Genomic DNA, 17,592 nt, shown 5'->3' on the forward strand with positions numbered 1-17,592 from the left:
GACCGCGGTCACCCGCCAGGAAGGTTCCGGATGTCAGGCCCAAGGAAGCGTGCCCGCTCGCGCTGGACCCAGCCCAGCGCCATCGCGGTGGTGATGGCCGTACACGGGCTGATGCTGGGCGTGCTGCTGCGTTCACCCGGCCCGGGCGATGCCTTTCCGGATGAGCGCCTGCAGGTGTACTGGCTGCCTCGCCCGTTGCCGGTACCGGTCTCGCCACCGCCCAGTGCCACGACGCCCCGCACACGGCAGGCCGCCGCATCGCAGCGCCTGCCTGCGCCGGCCGCGGTCGTGCCGGTCGCCGCAGCCGACGCCGCGCCGGCTCTGCCGGAAGTGACCGCCCCGCTTGATCTGAGCGTGCCATCGTCGCTGACCGGCAGCGGCATCGAAGCGGCCTCACTGGCCCCGCGCGTGCTGGGCGCCCGTGACGTGCACGCGGCCTTCCAACCGCGGCGCGAGCGCTTCCGGATGAAGGCCGGAATGTCGCCGGAGCAGATCGTGCAGGGCATGTTCCAGCTCATCGGTGCCTGGCCCCCCGGCTACACGGTGGACCAGTGCCGCCTGACCCGGCAGCAGATCGACTACCTGCGCAACGCGGTGGATGAACGGGATCGCGACCTGCTGCGCGAGTCGCTGGTCCGCCACAGCCAGGACTGCTGAGCGAGGTCAGCCGCCCAGGTGGATCCAGGTCGCCTTGAGTTCGGTGTACTTGTCGAAGGCGTGCAGGGATTTGTCGCGGCCGATGCCGGACTGCTTGTAGCCACCGAACGGGGCGGTCATGTCGCCGCCATCCCACTGGTTGACCCAGACGCTGCCGGCACGCAGGCCGCGTGCCACCCGGTGCGCGCGGCCCAGGTCGCGCGTCCATACGCCAGCGGCCAGCCCGTAGATCGAATCATTGGCCATGCGCAGCGCGTCCGCCTCGTGATCGAAGGTGAGCACCGAGAGGACCGGCCCGAAGATCTCCTCGCGGGCGATCGTGTGCTGCGGATCGACCTCATCGAACACGGTCGGCTCGACATAGCTGCCACCCGGCACCACCTCCAAGCGCTTGCCACCCAGCAGCAGGCGCGCGCCCTCGGCCTCGCCGCGGGCCACGTAGTCCAGCACGCGGCCGGCGTGCGCGTCGTCGACCAGCGCGCCCATCGCCGCCTCCGGCTCGAACGGGTGCTGTGGCTGCATGTGCCGCCCATGCGCCAGGACCCGGGCCACGAAGGCATCCTTGATCGAGCGCTGGACCAGCAGGCGCGAGCCGGCGGTGCACACCTCGCCCTGGTTGTAGAAGATCGCCGTGGCGGCGGCCTGAGCGGCCTTGTCCAGATCGGGCGCATCGGCGAACACCAGGTTCGGGCTCTTGCCACCGCACTCCAGCCAGGTGCGCTTGAGATTCGATCTGCCCGCGCATTGCAGCAACCGGCGGCCCACCGCGGTGGAACCGGTGAAGGCCAGCGTATCCACGTCCATGTGCAACGCCAACGGCTCACCGGTGCGCTCGCCGTGGCCAGGCAGCACGTTGAACACGCCATCGGGCACACCGGCCTCGGCCACCAGTGCGGCCAGGCGGATCGCGCTCAACGGCGAGCGTTCGGAGGGTTTGAGGACCACGGAATTGCCTGCCGCCAGCGCCGGGGCGATCTTCCACGACGCCATCAACAGCGGGAAATTCCACGGCACGATCACCGCGACAACGCCGACCGGCTCGCGGGTGATCAGGCCCAGCGTGTCGAGCGCTGTGGGGGCGACTTCGCCATATACCTTGTCCACCGCCTCGGCGGTCCAGCGCAGGCACCGCACGACGCCGGCCAGATCGCCTTCGCGTGCGTCGCGGACCGGCTTGCCCATGTCCAGGGTTTCCAGCAACGCGAGCGCATCGGCGTGCTGCTCGACCAGATCGGCCAGCCGCAGCAGCACCTGTTTGCGGTGCGAGGGTGCCGCCCGCGACCAGTCGCCCGCATCGAAACTGCGACGCGCCGCGGCGACCGCACGATCAACGTCTGTCGTGTCGGCGTCGGCCACCTGCACCAGCACGCGGCCATCGATCGGGCTGATGCAGTCATAGCGCGCGCCACTGGCGGCGTCCACGTAGCGCCCATCGATGAAGGCCTGGCCCTGGAAGGTCAGTGCATCGGCCTGGCGCTGCCAGTCCTCACGGGTGCGTGCGGCGGTCATCGGCGTCGTCCTCGTTCAGTGAGTCGGGTAAAGCGGTTATACCCGCGGCCATCACGGAGTGACGTGATGCAGGTGCGATAAAGTCGTGACCGTCGCGACCCTGCGGAGTGCCCCATGCCTCGTCCCGAGTTGTCGTTGTCCACCTTGGCCGGACAAGCGCCAGCAGAGCTGGACGCCTACTGGATGCCATTCACCGCCAACTGCCAGTTCAAGGCTGCGCCGCGCCTACTGGTACGCGCTGAGGGCATGTACTACCACGACGTCGACGACCGCCCGATCCTGGATGGCGCGGCCGGCCTGTGGTGCTGCAACGCGGGGCATGCGCGGCCGCGGATCGTCCAGGCGATCCAGCAGCAGGCGGCCACGATGGATTTCGCGCCACCGTTCCAGATGGGCTCGCCGTTGCCGTTCGTGCTGGCGCAGCGGCTGGCCGCACTGGCACCGGCCAGCCTGAACCATGTGTTCTTCACCAACTCCGGCTCCGAGGCGGTGGATACCGCGATGAAGATCGCGCTGGCCTACCATCGCCTGCGCGGCGAGGGCCACCGCACCCGCTTCATCGGGCGGGAGAAGGCGTATCACGGCGTCGGCTTCGGCGGCATGTCGATCGGTGGCCTGCCCAACAACCGCAAGACGTTCGGGCCGTTGTTGCCCGGTAGCGATTTCCTGCGCCATACGCTCGATCTGGAGCGCAATGCCTTCAGCCCTGGCCTGCCCCGCCACGGGGCCGAACTGGCCGAGGATCTGGAGCGCCTGATCGCGCTGCACGATGCCTCCACCATCGCCGCGGTGTTCGTCGAGCCGATCGCCGGTTCGGCCGGGGTGATCCTGCCCGCGCCGGGCTATCTGCAGCGCCTGCGCGAGATCTGCGACCAGCACGGCATTCTGCTGGTGTTCGACGAGGTGATCACCGGTTTCGGCCGGGTCGGCCACGCCTTCGCCGCCCAGCGCTTCGGGGTCACCCCGGACCTTCTGACCCTGGCCAAGGGCCTGACGAACGGCGCGGTGCCGATGGGCGCGGTGCTGGCCAGCGATGCGATCCACGGCGCCTTCATGCAGGGCCCGGCGGCCGCCATCGAATTTTTCCACGGCTATACCTATTCCGGTCACCCGCTGGCGTGTGCGGCTGCGCTGGCCGCGCTGGATACCTACGCCGAGGAGCATCTGTTCGAGCGCGCCCTGGAACTGGGTGATTACTGGCAGGAGCGACTGCACAGCCTGCGCGGGCTGCCGCATGTGGTGGACATCCGCAACTTCGGGTTGATCGGCGCAGTCGAGCTGATGCCGCGCAAGGACGCCCCCGGCGCGCGCGGCTATGAAGTATTCGAGCGCTGCTTCCGCGATGGTGAGTTGCTGGTGCGCTGCACCGGCGATGTGATCGCGCTGTCGCCCCCGCTGATCCTGGAGCGCAGCCACATCGACCGCATCGTGGAGGTGCTGGGCGAGATGATCCGCGCCACCGGCTGAGCCTGAATCCGTCGGCGACGACGCCGGCCGCCGCGATCCTTACAATGGTCGGCCACGTTTCGCTCGCGTACCGGATTGCATGGACATTGTCGTCAAAGAAGAACTCAAGGCCTATATCGACCCGCTGACCCCGGACGAGCACGACGCCCTGGAGCGCAGCATCCTCGCCGAAGGCTGCCGCGACGCGCTGGTGCTGTGGGGCGAGGTGCTGGTGGATGGCCACAACCGCTACGGCATCTGCCAGAAGCACGGCCTGCCGTTCCAGACGATCCAGAACACGCGATTCCAGTCGATGGACGACGTCCATCTGTGGATGATCGAGCAGCACCTGGGCCGCCGCAGCGTCTCCGATTTCCAGCGTGGCGTGCTGGCGCTGCGCAAGCGCGACATCCTGGCCGAGCGCCATCGCGCCGATCAGGCCCAGCTGCAGAAGGAAAGCGATGGCGAGATCAGCGGGCCGACCGAGGCCGCTGACGAAGACAGCCCGCCGTGGGCCGCCGCACCGAAGGTCAGCCGCGCGGACATGGCCCGCGAAGCGCGCCTGAGCAGCAGCCAGGTGACGATGATCGAGCGCATCCACAAGCAGGCCGCGCCGGAACTGGTGGAAGCGGTCAAGACCGGGGTGATCTCGATCAGCGCCGCGGCCGCCGTGGCCGACCTGCCGGAAGACGAACAGCGTGCCGCAGCCGCTGCCGGCAAGGACGAGCTCAAGCAGGCCGCCAAGCGTGTGCGCGAGTCCAAGCGCAAGCCGCGCAAGCCGGCCCAGGAAGTGCTGCACAGCGCTGATGGCGACGCCGAGGTCGACCCCAGCCGCGCCGCCGAGATCGCCGATGCGCTCAACGCACTGGGCGAAGGCCCGGCCGAGCTGCGCCAGCGGATTATCGCGCTGACCCTGGAGAACGACACCCTGCGCCAGCAGCTGGCCGCGCTGCGCAAGCAGGTGGCGGACCTCTGAGGGTAGTGCTGGCCGCTGGCCGGCAACGCGATTGACCTTCGGGTGGGGGGGCTTGGTTGCCGGCCAGCGGCCGGCACTACCTGTTGCTCATGCCGGGGTCGTTAGACTGCCGGGATGACGCTCCTCTCCCCTCCCGACCCCCGCCGTGCCCAGCTGCGACGGCTCAAACTGATCGCCCTGGCCATGCTGGTGGCGATGCTGGCCGGCTTCGCGGTCAGCCACTGGCACGGCGAACGCGGCATCTGGGCTTGGGTCTCGGCCTTCTGCGAAGCCGCTGCCGTCGGCGCGCTGGCCGACTGGTTCGCGGTGGTCGCGCTGTTCCGGCGTCCGCTGGGGCTGCCGATCCCGCATACCGCGATCATCCCGCGCAGCAAGGACCGCATCGCCGACAGCCTGGCGCTGTTCGTCCGCGACCAGTTCCTGGAACCCCAGGCGCTGCTGGCCCGGCTGCAGGTGTTCGATCCGGCCAGCCGCCTGGGCAGCTGGCTGGCCGAGCCGGCGCGGGCCCGCATGCTGGCCGACATGGCCCGCGGCTGGGCCCTGCAGGCGCTGGATTTCCTTGATGAAGCGGCGGTCCGGCGCAGCATCCAGGGCTTTGTGATCCAGCAGCTGCGGCAATGGAACGCAGCCGCCACGGCGGGTGAGCTGCTAAGCCTGCTCACCGCCGACAACCGCCACCAGCGCGTGCTGGATGAAGGCCTGACCCGCATCAGCGAATGGCTGGGCAACGAGAAAGTCAAGGACCGCGCCTCCACCCTGATCGTGGGCTACATCCAGCGCGAGTGGCCCAAGCTGGCCAGTACGGTCAACTGGGTCAAGCCGATCGACGAGATCGGTGACACCCTTGCCGAGCGCCTGGCGCACGCGGTGCTGGAAGAACTGCAGCAGATCCTGGCCCAGCCCGAACACCCGCTGCGGCGCGATTACGAAACCTGGCTGAGCGACTACATCCAGCGGCTGCGCGAGGACCCGGCCCTGGCCGAGAAGGTCGAGCAGCTCAAACAGCAGGTGATCGACCACCCGGCCGTGCAGGAGTACGTGCAGGGCCTGTGGGCGCGGATCCACGCCAGGCTGCGTGCCGACCTGGCCAGCGAGGACTCCGCGCTGGCCGGCCATCTGCGCCGCAGCCTGGCCTCGGTGGGTGAGGCGCTGCAGGCCGACCCGTCGCTGCGCGAAGCACTCAACCAGCACCTGATGGACGGTGCCGAACGCCTCACCACGCGCCTGCGCAGCGGCGTGACCGAGCACATCGCGCAGACCGTCAAAGGGTGGGACGAACGCCACCTGGTCGAGCAGCTGGAATTGAGCGTTGGCCGCGACCTGCAGTTCATCCGTTTCAATGGCACCCTGGTGGGCGGCCTGATCGGCGTGATCCTGCACGCGCTGACCGTCTGGTTCCACTGGTAACACCGGAAGCATCCGCGCCCTGCGACGCTGGCAGGATCGCTGCCAGCGTCGTGGGATGACTCAGCCAGCGACCGCCCGTACCGCCGCCACCAGCGCGTCCATCTGCGCCGGCGTGCTGAAGATGCCCGGCGTCACCCGCAGGCAGGCGCCGGAGGCCAGCCCTTCGCGTGGCACCACGAACACCCCCGACTGCTTCACCATCCGCTGCGAGGTGGCGGTGTTGTCGCGCATCGTGGTCTGCCCGCGCAGCCGGAACGAGGTGATCGCACTGGACAGGCGCGGGTCGTCCGACCCCAGCAACTGGATGCGCGCATCGCCGCGCAATGCGTCCATCCACTGAGCGCGCAGGCGCAGCAGGCGCGCACGCTTGTTGGCGACACCGATGCGCTCGTGCAGGTCCAGTGCGACCGGCAGCGCCATGTACGCCGCGAAATTGACCGTACCGGTGTGCACGCGGGTGCGGATGTCGTCGTGATCCTGCTCGCCCATGTACGGATCCAGATCGCGGACACGCCCGCGGCGGACATACACCGCCCCGACGCCGACCGGCGCGCCGATCCACTTGTGCAGGTTGATCCCGATGAAATCCACCCCCAGCGCGCGCAGCGGGGTATCCACCTGGCCGATGCCGTGCGCCGCGTCGAGCACCACCTCCACGCCGGCCGCCCTGGCCAGCGCGGCGATCTCGGCCACTGGCAGCAGCATGCCGTTGCGGTGGTTGACGTGGGTCAGCAACAGCAGGCGCACGCGCGGGTTGGCGGCCAGCGCGCGGCGGTAGGTCTCCACAATGCTGTCGTGGTCGAACGGCTCGGGCAGCGTGATCGCCACCGGCTGCACGCCGCGCCGCGCCTGCAGCCACTGCATCGCGCTGATCATGCTGTCGTAGTCGGTATCGGCATACATCACTGCATCGCCTGGCGACAGCCCGCGGTAGCTGCCGATCAGTACCTGCATCGCCTCGGTGGCGCCACGGGTGAGCACGATCTCGTCGGTCTCCACGCCCAGCACCTGTGCCAGGCGTACGCGGGCCTGTTCGAACAGCGGTGGAAACGCCAGCCGCCCGAACCAGGCGTTGCCGGCATTCACCGTGGCGGTAGCCTGCTGGTACGCCTGCAGTACCGGGCGCGCCATTGCGCCCCAGTAGCCGTTGTCCAGCATCACGACCTCGTCGGTGAGGTCATACAGTGCGCGGACCTGGTCCCACCAGCCTTCATCACCGGCCAGCTCGGCCGGCGTGCGTGTGCCCACCGCCGGCAGCGGCATCGGCTCAGTGCCCATGGCGGTCGCACCGGACAGCGCCGTGGCGAGTGGCAGGGCCAGCGCGCCACGCAGCAGATGTCGTCGTTGCCGGTCCATCAGTAGCGGATCCGGTATTCGGCGTAGAGGTTGCGGCCGTCGGTGTCATACGGCGCGTTCCGCGAGTAGATCAGGCCACGGCTGGCCTGGAAGCTGGCCTCGTCCGGGTAGCGGTTGAAGAGGTTGTCCGCGCCGATCCGCAGCGTCTGCTGCTCGGTGACGTTCCAGCTCACCGCCAGATCGACGAAGCTCATCGCCCCGAAGCGCTGGAAGATGTCGCCGGTGGCATTGCCCGAAGAGTCTGTCCATGCCCCGTAGTATCGCAGCTTGCCGAGCACGCTGAAGCGGCCCCACGCATAGGTACTGCTGAGCGTGGCCTTCTGCCGCGGCAGGCGCTCTTCGAAGATGCGGCGCTGGCTTTCGTTGGTGGCCACGCCGGTGGCACCACTGTCCACCTGGGTCTGGTTGTAGTTGTAGCCCAGCGTGGTGCTCAGGCGGCCCGCGCCGAGTGCGGTGGTGTGGCTGGCCACCACGTCGACACCGCGCGTGGTGGTATCGAAATCGTTGGTGTAGAAGCTCACCGAGGTGTACGCCAGCGGGTTGGGTACCCCGGCCGGCACCGCGAACGAGGCCGACTGGCTGAAGCGATCGGTGACCTTGATGTCGTACAGGTCCACCGAGCCGGAGAAGCCCAGCTCATTCTTCCAGGTCAGACCGAGCGAGGCGGTGCGCGATTGCTCCGGCTTGAGCGGTTTGGCCCCCAGCTGGATCGCCAGCGGATCGCTGGGCGACAGGCGGCCGGTGGTGAACACCTGCAAGGTCACGGTATCCAGGCCCTGCTGGGTGCTCTGGGTGTAGAGCTGGCCAGGCGTGGGCGCACGGAAGCCGGTGGAGACCGAGCCGCGCAGCGCCAGGTCCGGGGTGAACTCGAAGCGGCTGGAGAGCTTGCCGTCCACGCTCTCACCGAACGCGGAGAAGTGTTCGTATCGGGTCGCCGCGCCCACGGTCCAGCGGGCGGTCAACGGCGCTTCGACATCGATGTAGGCCGCGCGGCTGCGCTGGCTCCAGCGCCCGGCATTGGCCGCGCTGAACCCCGGCGCACCGTTGGCGCCCCCGGCCAGGCCGGTCACCGCGCCCGGGCCGATCGCATAGGACGCCGGATCACCGGCATCCACGCCGTAGGTTTCCTCGCGCGTCTCCGCACCGAAGGCGATGTTGATCGGCGCGGCCAGCGCGCTGACCGGCAGCGAGTAGACGATATCCGCGTTGAGGTTCTTCTCTTCCTGCGAGAGGCGGCCGAGGTAGAAGGCGGTGGGGCTGTCCGGGCCGAGCGAGGCATTGATCGAGTTGCCCAGCGTGTAGTCGATGCGGTTGCGCCCGTAAGAGCCGCTCACATCCCAGCGCCAGCGCTCGCCCCAGTAACCGCGCAGACCGAGCACGCCCTGCAGATCGTCCTGCTCGTTGCCGTACTTCGGGCTGAAGCCGGTCGGGTACAGGCTGCGTGCGTCCCAGCCAGGGAATACGCGGCTGCGGTTGTAGACCGAGGCGGTGCCGTCGGGATTGCGCCAGTTGAAATCGCTGACACCCTCGCTGTGGCCGTACAGACCGAAGCCGTACAGGTCGACGCTGTCGTTCAAGGCCAGGTTGAGGTTGAAGCCGAAATGCCGGTTTTCCAGGTCCGGCTGGCCCCAGCGCTGCACCGGATCGGACACGGCCAGCTCCGGGTGGGCGTTCTGGAAGGCGATCGCATCGGCGCGCTGACGGCTGCGCGAGGTCGCATCGGATTTGTCCCAGTCGGCGAACAGCGACAGGCTGCCCTTGTCGCCCAGCGCGAAGCCGTGGCGGCCCCCGATCTTGCGGCCCAGGCCATCGCCCTCGCTGTACTCGGAGACCCCCAGCGACAGCTCACCGCCGACCCGGTCATCCAGGATGATGTTGATGACGCCGGCGATCGCGTCCGAGCCGTACTGCGCGGACGCGCCGTCGCGCAGCACTTCGATGCGCTGGATCGCATGCACCGGAATCTGGGCCAGGTCCGGCCCCTGCGCGCCACGTGCGCCCAGCAGCGCCGAGCGGTGGAAGCGGCGACCATTGACCAGCACCAGGGTCTGGTCCGGCGAGAGGCCGCGCAGCGTGGCCGGCCGCACGAACACCAGGCCATCATTCATCGGCATGCGCTGGACCACGAACGACGGCACCAGCTGGGCCAGCACATCGTTGAGGTCGGAGGATTCGATCGCCTGGATTTCTTCCTGCGAGAACACGTCCACCGGGGCCAGCGTGTCGAACTGCGTGCGGTTGCTGCCGCGCGTGCCGGTGACGATCATCGTGTCCAGGGTGGCGGGGGCCGCGGCATTCCCTGCCGGGGCGGCCTCGGCACGCGCATCGGCGGCCAGGGCGAAGGTAAGGACGGACGACACCGCTACAGCAAGCACACAACGATTCACTGACGACTCCGCGTAAGAACAGGTGGGGGTTCGCCGTGACGGCTTGTCACGACATCCTCACAGTGTGTTGACGCGATATTGCCCGGCAGTGACACGCAGACGACCGTCGTTGCCGCCCCCGCGCATACGCCCGCGCACGGCGTTTTCCTGGTTTCGACACCGCCATGACGCTTGTCTAACGAAATGATAATGACTATCATTCACTGATCGGCTGTACGCCTAGCCAACCGGCGCCCGGATGCCTCACGCCTTCCCCGCGCAACGCCCCGTGTACACCTCCTGATCCGCTGCCTCGCCTGCCCTGCTGCCCTGCTGCCCCCGGCAGCGTCACTGCGCGTGCGGCCGTTTTCCCACATTGGAAGTGTTGCCATGACCCGTTCGTCCGCGTCACCGTTGTCCCGGCCATCGTTGTTGACCCTCGCGCTTGTTGCTGCCCTCGCCGGGCCGGCGCTGCCCGCCTTTGCCGAGGCCGGGCCGAATGAGGCAACCACGCTGGACACGGTCAAGGTGACCGCCGATGGCGAGATCCCGAATTCCTACACGGTCAAGCAGGCCAGCACCGCCACCAAGTTGAACCTGTCGCTGCGCCACACCCCCCAGTCGGTCACCGTGCTGACCCGCCAGCGTCTGGACGACATGGGCCTGTACGCCCTGTCCGATGTGATGGGCCAGGTCACCGGCGTGCATGTGTCGGTCACCGATTCGGAGCGCATCAACTACATCTCGCGTGGCTACAGCATCACCAATTTCCAGATCGACGGGATGCTCAACACGTTCGGTGGCTCGCTCAAGACCAACACCGACAGCGCGATCTACGAGCGCATCGAAGTGGTCCGCGGTGCCACCGGCCTGACCACCGGCGCCGGTGATCCGTCGGGCACGATCAACATGGTCCGCAAGCGACCGACCCAGGAGATGGCGATGAGCGCCGGGCTGACCCTGGGCCGCTGGGGCAACCAGCGTCTGGAAGCGGACATCGGCGGCCCGATCGCGCTGGATGGCCGCGTGCGTGCGCGCTTCGTGGCCGCCAAGCAGCAGAGCGATTCCTTCCGCGATGTGTACCGTCTGGACAAGGACGTGTTCTACGGCATCGTGCAGGCCGACTTGACCGACAGCACCCTGTTCGAAGTCGGCTATGACTACCAGTCGCCGGAAACCAAGGGCGTGACCTGGGGCGTGGTGCCGTACTGGGGCCCGGACGGCAAGCCGGCCAACCTACCCCGCTCGACCAACCTCTCGGCACGCTGGAGCAGCTGGCCGATCGTGGAGAAGACCACCTTCGTGCGCCTGGAGCAGCAACTCGGCAACGGCTGGTCGCTGAAGGCCAGCGCGACCCGCGCCAAGCGCAACACCGATGGCGACGTCTGGTATGGCGCGCAGGGGTATCCGGCACCGGACGGCACCGGGGTGCGCGCCTATCTCTCGCATTTCGCCGAGCGCAGCGAAATGAACGTGTTCGACCTCAACGCCAGCGGCCCGTTCCAGCTGTTCGGCCGTGAACACGAGCTGGTGGCGGGCGTCGGCCAATCCGTGCGCAAGGGCGAATCGCCTGCCTCGGCGTTCACGCAGCCGCCGGGCTATGACGTCGTGCCGGACTGGCGCCACTGGACCGGGGATGTCGCCCCGTTGCCGCTCACCCGGCATGACTGGCTGGCCTCGGAGAACGAGCTGACGCAGAAGGCCGCCTACGTGGCCGCCCGCCTGCAGCTGGCCGATCCGTTGCTGGCCGTGCTCGGCGCGCGCTACGGCAGCTGGGAAACCCGCAGCTGGCGCTACACCCACGATGCTGCCGGCAACCGCACCGGCACCACCCGCGGCGGCTACAAGCCCGACGATTCGCTGACCCCGTACTTCGGCCTGGTCTACGATTTCAGCAGGCAGTTCAGCGCCTACGCCAGCTACACCGACATCTTCCAGCCGCAGGACTACCGCGACAAGAACAACGACTACCTGGAGCCGGTGGTCGGCGACATGTGGGAGGCTGGCCTGAAGGGTGAATTCTTCGGTGGACGCCTGAACACCTCCGCCGCGGTGTTCAAGGGCGAGAAGGACAATGTCGCCGAGCTCGATGACTCGGTGCCGGCCGCCTCGCTGCCCGATGGCAGCAGCGCCTACCGTTCCACCGGCAAGGGCAACAAGGTCAAGGGCTGGGAACTGGAAGCCCAGGGCAGCCTGACCGCGAACTGGAACCTCTCGGCCGGTTTCGCGCACACCACCATCCGCAACCAGGCCGGCGTGGCGCAGAACACCACCAACCCGGTGGACACCTTCCGCCTCAACACCAGCTGGCGCCCGAGCGGTGAGTGGAACCGCCTGTCGCTGGGCGGTGGCGTGACCTGGCAGAGCCGGATCTACCGCACCAGCACCAAGCCGCGCGCGGATTACGCGACCAGCGGCCGTACCGAATCGGCGTTCATCACCCAGGACGCGTTCTACCTGGTGAATGTGTTCGCCGGCTACCGCTTCAACGACAACTTCTCCGCGCAGCTCAACGTCAACAACCTGCTCGACAAGAAGTACTTCAGCAACGTCGGTTTCTACAACGGCGTGTACTGGGGCGAACCGCGCAACGTGATGTTGAACCTGCGCTGGAAGCTCTGACACCGGCTCCAAGGGACCACTGCGACGCGCAGTGAACACGGCCACGGATGGCCACTATCCTTCATCACCGGCTGCGGCCGGTGATGCCCGTTTCCCCGATCGATCAGCAGGTTTCCGTGGACAGCACGCCGCACGCCAGCGCCAGGTTCAACCGTCTTGGTTCCTTCTTCACCCGCCCCTGGCTGGGTGTGTTGTCACGTTCGCTCGCCGCGATCTTCGGCGGCTACGCGCTGGCCGCGACCTGCTCGATGTTCTTCGCGGTCGCCCTGCCGATCGCGCGCGGGCAGGCCGTGCTGACCGGCATGATGGTGGCGATCGTGCTGTGCGCCTGCGCGGCGCTGTGGGCGTTCGCTACCCGCACCGCCCTGCGCGCCTGGGTCGGCATCCTGATACCCACCGTGCTGTTCTGGGTGGGCACCCGCCTGCTGCAGGGGGCCGCATGAAGAACGGATTCCGCCAGTCGATGGCGTGGCTGCACACCTGGACCGGCCTGCTGGTCGGCTGGCTGCTGCTGCTGATTTTCATGGCCGGCACGGCCAGCTACTACCGTGAGGAAATCAGCCGCTGGATGCGCCCGGAACTGCCGCGCAGCAGCGTCACCGCCGATGTGGCCGCCGAGCGTGCGCTGACCTTCCTGCAGCACAAGGCGCCACAGGCCGAGAGCTGGAACGTCACCCTGCCTGACCCGCGCAACCCGGCGATGCGCATGTTCTGGCGCAACCCCGAATCAATGGTCAAGCCGCCGGTGGAAGGCGAGCGGCGCCGGCGCGGCGGTGGCCGTTTCGGCGATGCCACCGTGGATCCGAACACCGGCGAGGAAATCGCCGCGCGCGAAACCCGCGGTGGCGACTTCTTCTACCGCCTGCATTTCGACCTGCACTACATCCCGGTGTACTGGGCGCGTTACCTGGTCGGCTTCTGCGCGATGTTCATGCTGGTGGCGATCATCACCGGCGTGATCACGCACAAGAAGATCTTCAAGGACTTCTTCACCTTCCGCCCGGAGAAGGGCCTGCGTTCGTGGCTGGATTTCCATAACGTCAGCGCGGTGATGGCGCTGCCGTACCACGCGATGATCACCTATACCGGCATCGTCACCTTGATGTTCATGTACCTGCCGTGGGGCGTGAGCGTGGCCTACCCCAAGGATGAGGAGGCGTTCTTCAGCGAGGCCTTCGCGCGCCTGGCCGAGATCGAGACCCCGGCCGAAGGACGCGCCAAGCCGCTGCCGATCCAGCAGCTGCTGGACAGCGCCCGCGCCGAATGGAAGGGGGCGGATGTCGCCGGCTTCACCCTGTACCACCCGGGCGCAGCGAATGCGATCGTGGATATCACCCAGCGCGATGGGAAGCGCCTGTCGGTGGATACCCCGTCGCTGCGCTTCAACGCCGTCACCGGGCAATTGCTCGAGGCCAGTCCGGCCTCCGGTGGTGCGACCCAGACCCGCGGCGTGATGTACGGGCTGCACCTGGCGCGCTTCGCCGATTGGGGCCTGCGTGCGCTGTTCTTCCTGTCCGGCCTGATCGGCTGCCTGATGGTCGCCAGCGGCGTGGTGCTGTGGGCGGTCAAGGAGCGGCCCAAGCACGCCAAGTCCGGCAAGACCGGGTTCGGCCTGCGCCTGGTCGACGCGCTCAACATCGGTGCGGTGGCTGGCCTGCCGATCGCGTTCGCCACCTATTTCCTGGCCAATCGCCTGCTGCCGGTGCAGATGGCCGAGCGCTCCAACGCCGAGGTCAATGCGTTCTTCTATGCCTGGGCCGCCGCATTGCTGGCCGGTTTCATCTGGCCCAAGCGGATGATGTGGACCTGGCAGCTGTACCTGGGGGGCGTGCTGTTCGCCCTGATTCCGGTGGTCAACGCCTTCACCACGCAGGCGCATCTGGGCGTCACCCTGCGCACCGGTGACTGGGTGCTGGCCGGGTTCGATCTGACCATGCTCGCCTTCGGCGCGATGCTGGCCTACTGCGGCCATCGCATGCAGCGTTGGCAGCCACCGCTGAGCGCGGCTGAGAAGAAGCGCCGCCAGCAGGCCGCTGCTGCGGAGGCGACGGCATGATGCTGCTCGCGATCACACTGACCTTCTCCGCGTTCACGGCGCTGTCGCTGGCCATGGACAAGCACCAGCTGGACCTGCACGGCAAAGCCGGCGCCAGCGCATCGCGCATGCGGGTGTGGCGCTGGGTGGGCTGGACGTTGCTGACCGTCGCCTTCGCATTGTGCGTGCTGGATCACGGCTGGGCGATCGGCCCGGTGCTGTGGCTGGGCGCGCTGACGATCAGCGGGTTGCTGATCGCGTTCGGGCTGTATCCGTACCGCCCGCGCTGGATTGCGCCGCTGGCCTGGGTGTTGCCGGTGGTGGGGCTGGCGGTGGCGCTGGTCGCGCGTTGAGGGAGCAGCCACGCATGGCGTGGCTCTACCTCCAGATCGATCCCTGCGGTGCACCCGCCGCACCCTCGCGGGCGTCGCCGCATCGCGATCGCCGGTCAGGGCACCAGTGAAAACATGTGCGCGTCGGCGGGACGGCCGTCGATGACCAGCCGGTTGCGTGCCACGCCCTCGCGAAGCGCGCCGGCCTTCTCCGCCACCCGTTCGCTGGCGAGGTTGCCCACCGCCACCACGATCTCCACCCGTTGCAGGCCCAGCGGCCCGAACGCCTGGGCAGCCAGTGCCCGGACAACGCGGGGCGCCACGCCCTGGCCACGGCACGACTGCCGTACCCAGTAGCCCAGGTTGCAGAACCGGGGATCGTGCTGGATCTTGTTCAGTCCCGCGCCGCCGACAAACGCCGCCGTGTCCTGCTCGAATATCCCGTACTCGCAGGCCGAGCCTGCCGCCCAGCCGTCGCGGCAGGCCTGGAACCACTGCAGCGCCTGCGCGACGCTGTAGTCGGCCGAGCTCCACGGCATCCAGCGCTGCATGCCCTCGGCCGATTCACGCACCGCCGCCACAAACGGGGCGGCGTCGGCATCCTGGAACGGACGCAGCAGCAGTCCGTCGGCGGTGAGCGGGCTGTCGTCCATGCCAGCCGCCATCGGTCAGGCGCCATAGCGGCGCAGTTCCCACGCGCGGTGGATGCGCGGGTTGCGTTCGAAGTCCGCCCCGATGGTCTCGGGCGAAATCTCCTTGCATTCCGCGAATTCCTTGATCGCTTCGTCGTCCAGCTTGAAGCGGCGGAAGTTGTTGGAGAAGTACAGAACGCCTTCCGGGCTCAGGCGGGCCACGGCCGCGCGCAGCAGGCGCACGTGTTCGCGCTGGATGTCGAAGTCATCGGCGCGGGCGGAGTTGGAGAAGGTCGGCGGATCGCAGAAGATCACGTCGAAGCGGTGGCGCTCGGCCTCCAGCCACGCCAGTGCATCGGCCTGGATCAGCTGGTGCTGGCTGCCGCCCTTGCCGTTCAAGGCCAGGTTGTCGGCACACCACTGCAGGTAGGTGCCGGACAGGTCCACGCTGGTGGTCGATGCCGCACCCGCCACCGCCGCCTGCACGCTGGCCACACCGGTGTAGCAGAACAGGTTGAGGAAGCGCTTGCCCTGGGCTTCCTGCGCCATGTGCCAGCGCAGCGGGCGGTGGTCCAGGAACAGGCCGGTGTCCAGGTAATCGAACAGGTTCACGCGCAGCAGCGCGTCGTTCTCGCGAACCAGCACGAACTCGCCGCGCTGCTCGAAGCGGCCGTACTTGCTGCCGCCCTTGCCGCGTTCGCGCGACTTCAGTGCGACCTGCTCGGCCGGCACCTGGAACACCTCGCGGGCAGCCGACAGCAGCTCGTTGCGGCGGCGACGCACATCGACATCGGGAATGGTCGCCGGGGCCGCGTATTCCTGCACATGCAGGAAGGTGCGACGGGCACCGCCGTCTTCTTCGTAGACGTCGATGGCGGCGGCGTATTCGGGCAGATCGGCATCGTAGACGCGGTAGCAGGTGATGCTCTCGCGCGCCCGCCAGGTCTTGAATTTCTTGATGTTCTTGCGCAGGCGGTTGGCCACCATCTGCGCGCCTTCGCTGAGCTCGCGCGGTTGGCCGGTGTTCTCACGCTGCGGCACGGCGATCGGGTCGCAGACGATCAGCGCGCACTCGATGGCGCCGTTGAACAGCTGGTACTTCTTGTTGGCGCGCAGGCCGGTGGCAAACGCCAGGTCCGCACTGCCGCACAGCAGGCTGGCACGCCACTGCGGCACCGCGCGCTTGAGCGCGTCGCCGAGGCGGCGGTACAGCAGCGCATCGGCGGCCAGGCGCTCGTCATAGGGCGGATTGCAGACCACGCAGCCGGTTTCCTGCGGCGGCACCTGCACATCGGCCACGTCGCGAACGCCGAACCAGATCGCGTGCGAGACGCCAGCGGTCTCGGCATTTTCCTTGGCCGCGCGGATCGCATGCGGGTCGATATCGCTGCCGTGGATGACCTGCTTGAGCGCACCGCGGCCGGCTTCCTCGCGCGTACGCGCTTCGGCCATCAGGGTGTTCCAGCTCTCGCGGTCGAAGCCCAGCCAGCGGCTCGGCGGGATGCTGCCGTGTCGCTGCAGGCCCGGGGCGACGTCGGCGGCCATCAGCGCGCCTTCGATCAGCAGCGTGCCGCTGCCGCACATCGGGTCCAGCAGGCCACCGCCTTCGCTGTGGATCTTCGGCCAGTTGGCGCGCAGCAATACCGCAGCGGCCAGGTTTTCCTTCAGCGGCGCCTCGTTCTGCGCCATGCGCCAGCCACGACGGTGCATCGGGCCACCGCCCAGATCGATCGAGATCGTGGCGCGGCCCTTGCGCAGCGACAGGTTGATGCGCACATCCGGGAACTCCACGTTCACCGACGGCCGTTCCAGGCCCTGCGCGCGCAGGCTGTCGACCACGCCATCCTTGACCCGCTGCGCGGCGAAGCGCGCGTGGGTGATCTCGGTGCCGGACACATGCGCATCCACCGACAGGGTCAGCTCGGGGCTGATGTGCTGCTCCCACGCCATCGCCGACACGCCCTGGTAGAGCGAGCCCTCATCCGGGCACTCGAACTCGGCCAGCGGCCACAGCACCCGGCTGGCCAGGCGCGACCACAGCACCACGCGCTGTGCCTGCGCCAGCTCGCCCTCGGCGTTGACGCCGGAAATGGTGGCGGTGGCCTTGTCCAGGCCGAGCGCCAACAGTTCGTCGGCGAGCAGATACTCCAGGCCCTTGGCGCAGGAAACAAAGAATTTCACGGAATCGGTATCGCAGGTCAGCGGAGAGGGGGTGCCCACGGGCACGGCAAGCAGCCGGGCACGGGGTCCCGGG

13 protein-coding genes are annotated in these 17,592 nt (G+C 68.2%); 8 read left to right on the forward strand and 5 right to left on the reverse strand.

What is annotated here, in order from left to right; all coding sequences use genetic code 11:
• Positions 1 to 30: 30 nt before the first annotated feature.
• On the forward strand, positions 31 to 657 hold the full coding sequence (locus POS15_RS10485; protein ID WP_284128121.1) for a hypothetical protein: 627 nt from the start codon (positions 31 to 33) through the stop codon (positions 655 to 657).
• 6 nt (positions 658 to 663) lie between these two features.
• On the opposite strand, the gene POS15_RS10490 is transcribed toward POS15_RS10485, so the two are convergent.
• Positions 664 to 2,166, reverse strand: coding sequence for an aldehyde dehydrogenase (locus POS15_RS10490; protein WP_284128122.1), 1,503 nt, complete (start codon positions 2,164 to 2,166; stop codon positions 664 to 666).
• A gap of 114 nt (positions 2,167 to 2,280) precedes the next feature.
• Here POS15_RS10490 and POS15_RS10495 point away from each other — a divergent pair, with 114 nt between their 5' ends.
• The 3 genes from POS15_RS10495 (at position 2,281) to POS15_RS10505 (ending at position 5,995) form a co-directional block, all read left to right on the forward strand.
• Positions 2,281 to 3,633, forward strand: coding sequence for an aspartate aminotransferase family protein (locus tag POS15_RS10495; protein ID WP_284128123.1), 1,353 nt, complete (start codon positions 2,281 to 2,283; stop codon positions 3,631 to 3,633).
• 79 nt (positions 3,634 to 3,712) lie between these two features.
• Positions 3,713 to 4,588, forward strand: a complete 876-nt coding sequence (locus POS15_RS10500; protein ID WP_266085987.1) for a plasmid replication/partition related protein — start codon at positions 3,713 to 3,715, stop codon at positions 4,586 to 4,588.
• Between the two features lie 114 nt (positions 4,589 to 4,702).
• Positions 4,703 to 5,995: a DUF445 family protein gene (locus POS15_RS10505; protein ID WP_284128124.1), complete on the forward strand. Its 1,293-nt coding sequence runs from the start codon at positions 4,703 to 4,705 to the stop codon at positions 5,993 to 5,995.
• Positions 5,996 to 6,055: 60 nt separating this feature from the next.
• Here the strand turns inward: POS15_RS10505 and POS15_RS10510 are convergent, their stop codons facing one another.
• A complete protein-coding gene (locus POS15_RS10510; RefSeq protein ID WP_284128125.1) occupies positions 6,056 to 7,351 on the reverse strand; it encodes an aminotransferase class V-fold PLP-dependent enzyme in 1,296 nt (431 codons plus the stop codon).
• On the reverse strand, positions 7,351 to 9,711 hold the full coding sequence (locus tag POS15_RS10515) for a TonB-dependent receptor (protein ID WP_284128126.1): 2,361 nt from the start codon (positions 9,709 to 9,711) through the stop codon (positions 7,351 to 7,353). The genes POS15_RS10510 and POS15_RS10515 overlap by 1 nt, the downstream gene beginning before the upstream one ends.
• A gap of 396 nt (positions 9,712 to 10,107) precedes the next feature.
• Here POS15_RS10515 and POS15_RS10520 point away from each other — a divergent pair, with 396 nt between their 5' ends.
• From POS15_RS10520 to POS15_RS10535, 4 genes are all read left to right on the forward strand, one after another.
• Positions 10,108 to 12,339 carry a TonB-dependent siderophore receptor gene (locus tag POS15_RS10520; protein ID WP_019185873.1) on the forward strand — a complete coding sequence of 744 codons (2,232 nt, stop codon included), beginning with the start codon at positions 10,108 to 10,110 and terminating at the stop codon, positions 12,337 to 12,339.
• A gap of 83 nt (positions 12,340 to 12,422) precedes the next feature.
• Positions 12,423 to 12,782, forward strand: coding sequence for a DUF3649 domain-containing protein (locus tag POS15_RS10525; RefSeq protein WP_235318833.1), 360 nt, complete (start codon positions 12,423 to 12,425; stop codon positions 12,780 to 12,782).
• A complete protein-coding gene (locus POS15_RS10530) occupies positions 12,779 to 14,395 on the forward strand; it encodes a PepSY-associated TM helix domain-containing protein (RefSeq protein ID WP_284128127.1) in 1,617 nt (538 codons plus the stop codon). The genes POS15_RS10525 and POS15_RS10530 overlap by 4 nt, the downstream gene beginning before the upstream one ends.
• Entirely contained in the window at positions 14,392 to 14,727 is a 336-nt protein-coding gene (locus POS15_RS10535) for a DUF3325 domain-containing protein (RefSeq protein ID WP_088433050.1), read from the forward strand. The genes POS15_RS10530 and POS15_RS10535 overlap by 4 nt, the downstream gene beginning before the upstream one ends.
• 95 nt (positions 14,728 to 14,822) lie before the next feature.
• Here the strand turns inward: POS15_RS10535 and POS15_RS10540 are convergent, their stop codons facing one another.
• Together POS15_RS10540 and rlmKL are read right to left on the reverse strand one after the other, a co-directional pair.
• On the reverse strand, positions 14,823 to 15,359 hold the full coding sequence (locus tag POS15_RS10540; RefSeq protein WP_284128128.1) for a GNAT family N-acetyltransferase: 537 nt from the start codon (positions 15,357 to 15,359) through the stop codon (positions 14,823 to 14,825).
• 15 nt (positions 15,360 to 15,374) lie between these two features.
• The gene (gene rlmKL, locus POS15_RS10545) at positions 15,375 to 17,519 is read right to left on the reverse strand and encodes a bifunctional 23S rRNA (guanine(2069)-N(7))-methyltransferase RlmK/23S rRNA (guanine(2445)-N(2))-methyltransferase RlmL (protein ID WP_026070194.1); all 2,145 of its coding nucleotides are present in this window, start codon (positions 17,517 to 17,519) and stop codon (positions 15,375 to 15,377) included.
• Positions 17,520 to 17,592: the final 73 nt, after the last annotated feature.

The sequence above is a fragment of the Stenotrophomonas sp. BIO128-Bstrain genome (genome assembly GCF_030128875.1).
In the GTDB taxonomy this organism is placed as follows: Bacteria; Pseudomonadota; Gammaproteobacteria; order Xanthomonadales; family Xanthomonadaceae; genus Stenotrophomonas; species Stenotrophomonas bentonitica_A.

What these genes read in the sequence shown, in the direction of transcription:
- POS15_RS10500 (WP_266085987.1), top strand. Translation starts at nt 3,713, where the DNA reads ATGGACATTGTCGTCAAAGAAGAACTCAAGGCCTATATCGACCCGCTG.
- POS15_RS10485 (WP_284128121.1), top strand. Translation starts at nt 31, where the DNA reads ATGTCAGGCCCAAGGAAGCGTGCCCGCTCGCGCTGGACCCAGCCCAGC.
- POS15_RS10495 (WP_284128123.1), top strand. Translation starts at nt 2,281, where the DNA reads ATGCCTCGTCCCGAGTTGTCGTTGTCCACCTTGGCCGGACAAGCGCCA.
- POS15_RS10535 (WP_088433050.1), top strand. Translation starts at nt 14,392, where the DNA reads ATGATGCTGCTCGCGATCACACTGACCTTCTCCGCGTTCACGGCGCTG.
- POS15_RS10490 (WP_284128122.1), bottom strand. Translation starts at nt 2,166, where the DNA reads ATGACCGCCGCACGCACCCGTGAGGACTGGCAGCGCCAGGCCGATGCA.
- POS15_RS10520 (WP_019185873.1), top strand. Translation starts at nt 10,108, where the DNA reads ATGACCCGTTCGTCCGCGTCACCGTTGTCCCGGCCATCGTTGTTGACC.
- POS15_RS10530 (WP_284128127.1), top strand. Translation starts at nt 12,779, where the DNA reads ATGAAGAACGGATTCCGCCAGTCGATGGCGTGGCTGCACACCTGGACC.
- POS15_RS10525 (WP_235318833.1), top strand. Translation starts at nt 12,423, where the DNA reads ATGCCCGTTTCCCCGATCGATCAGCAGGTTTCCGTGGACAGCACGCCG.
- POS15_RS10510 (WP_284128125.1), bottom strand. Translation starts at nt 7,351, where the DNA reads ATGGACCGGCAACGACGACATCTGCTGCGTGGCGCGCTGGCCCTGCCA.
- POS15_RS10540 (WP_284128128.1), bottom strand. Translation starts at nt 15,359, where the DNA reads ATGGACGACAGCCCGCTCACCGCCGACGGACTGCTGCTGCGTCCGTTC.
- POS15_RS10505 (WP_284128124.1), top strand. Translation starts at nt 4,703, where the DNA reads ATGACGCTCCTCTCCCCTCCCGACCCCCGCCGTGCCCAGCTGCGACGG.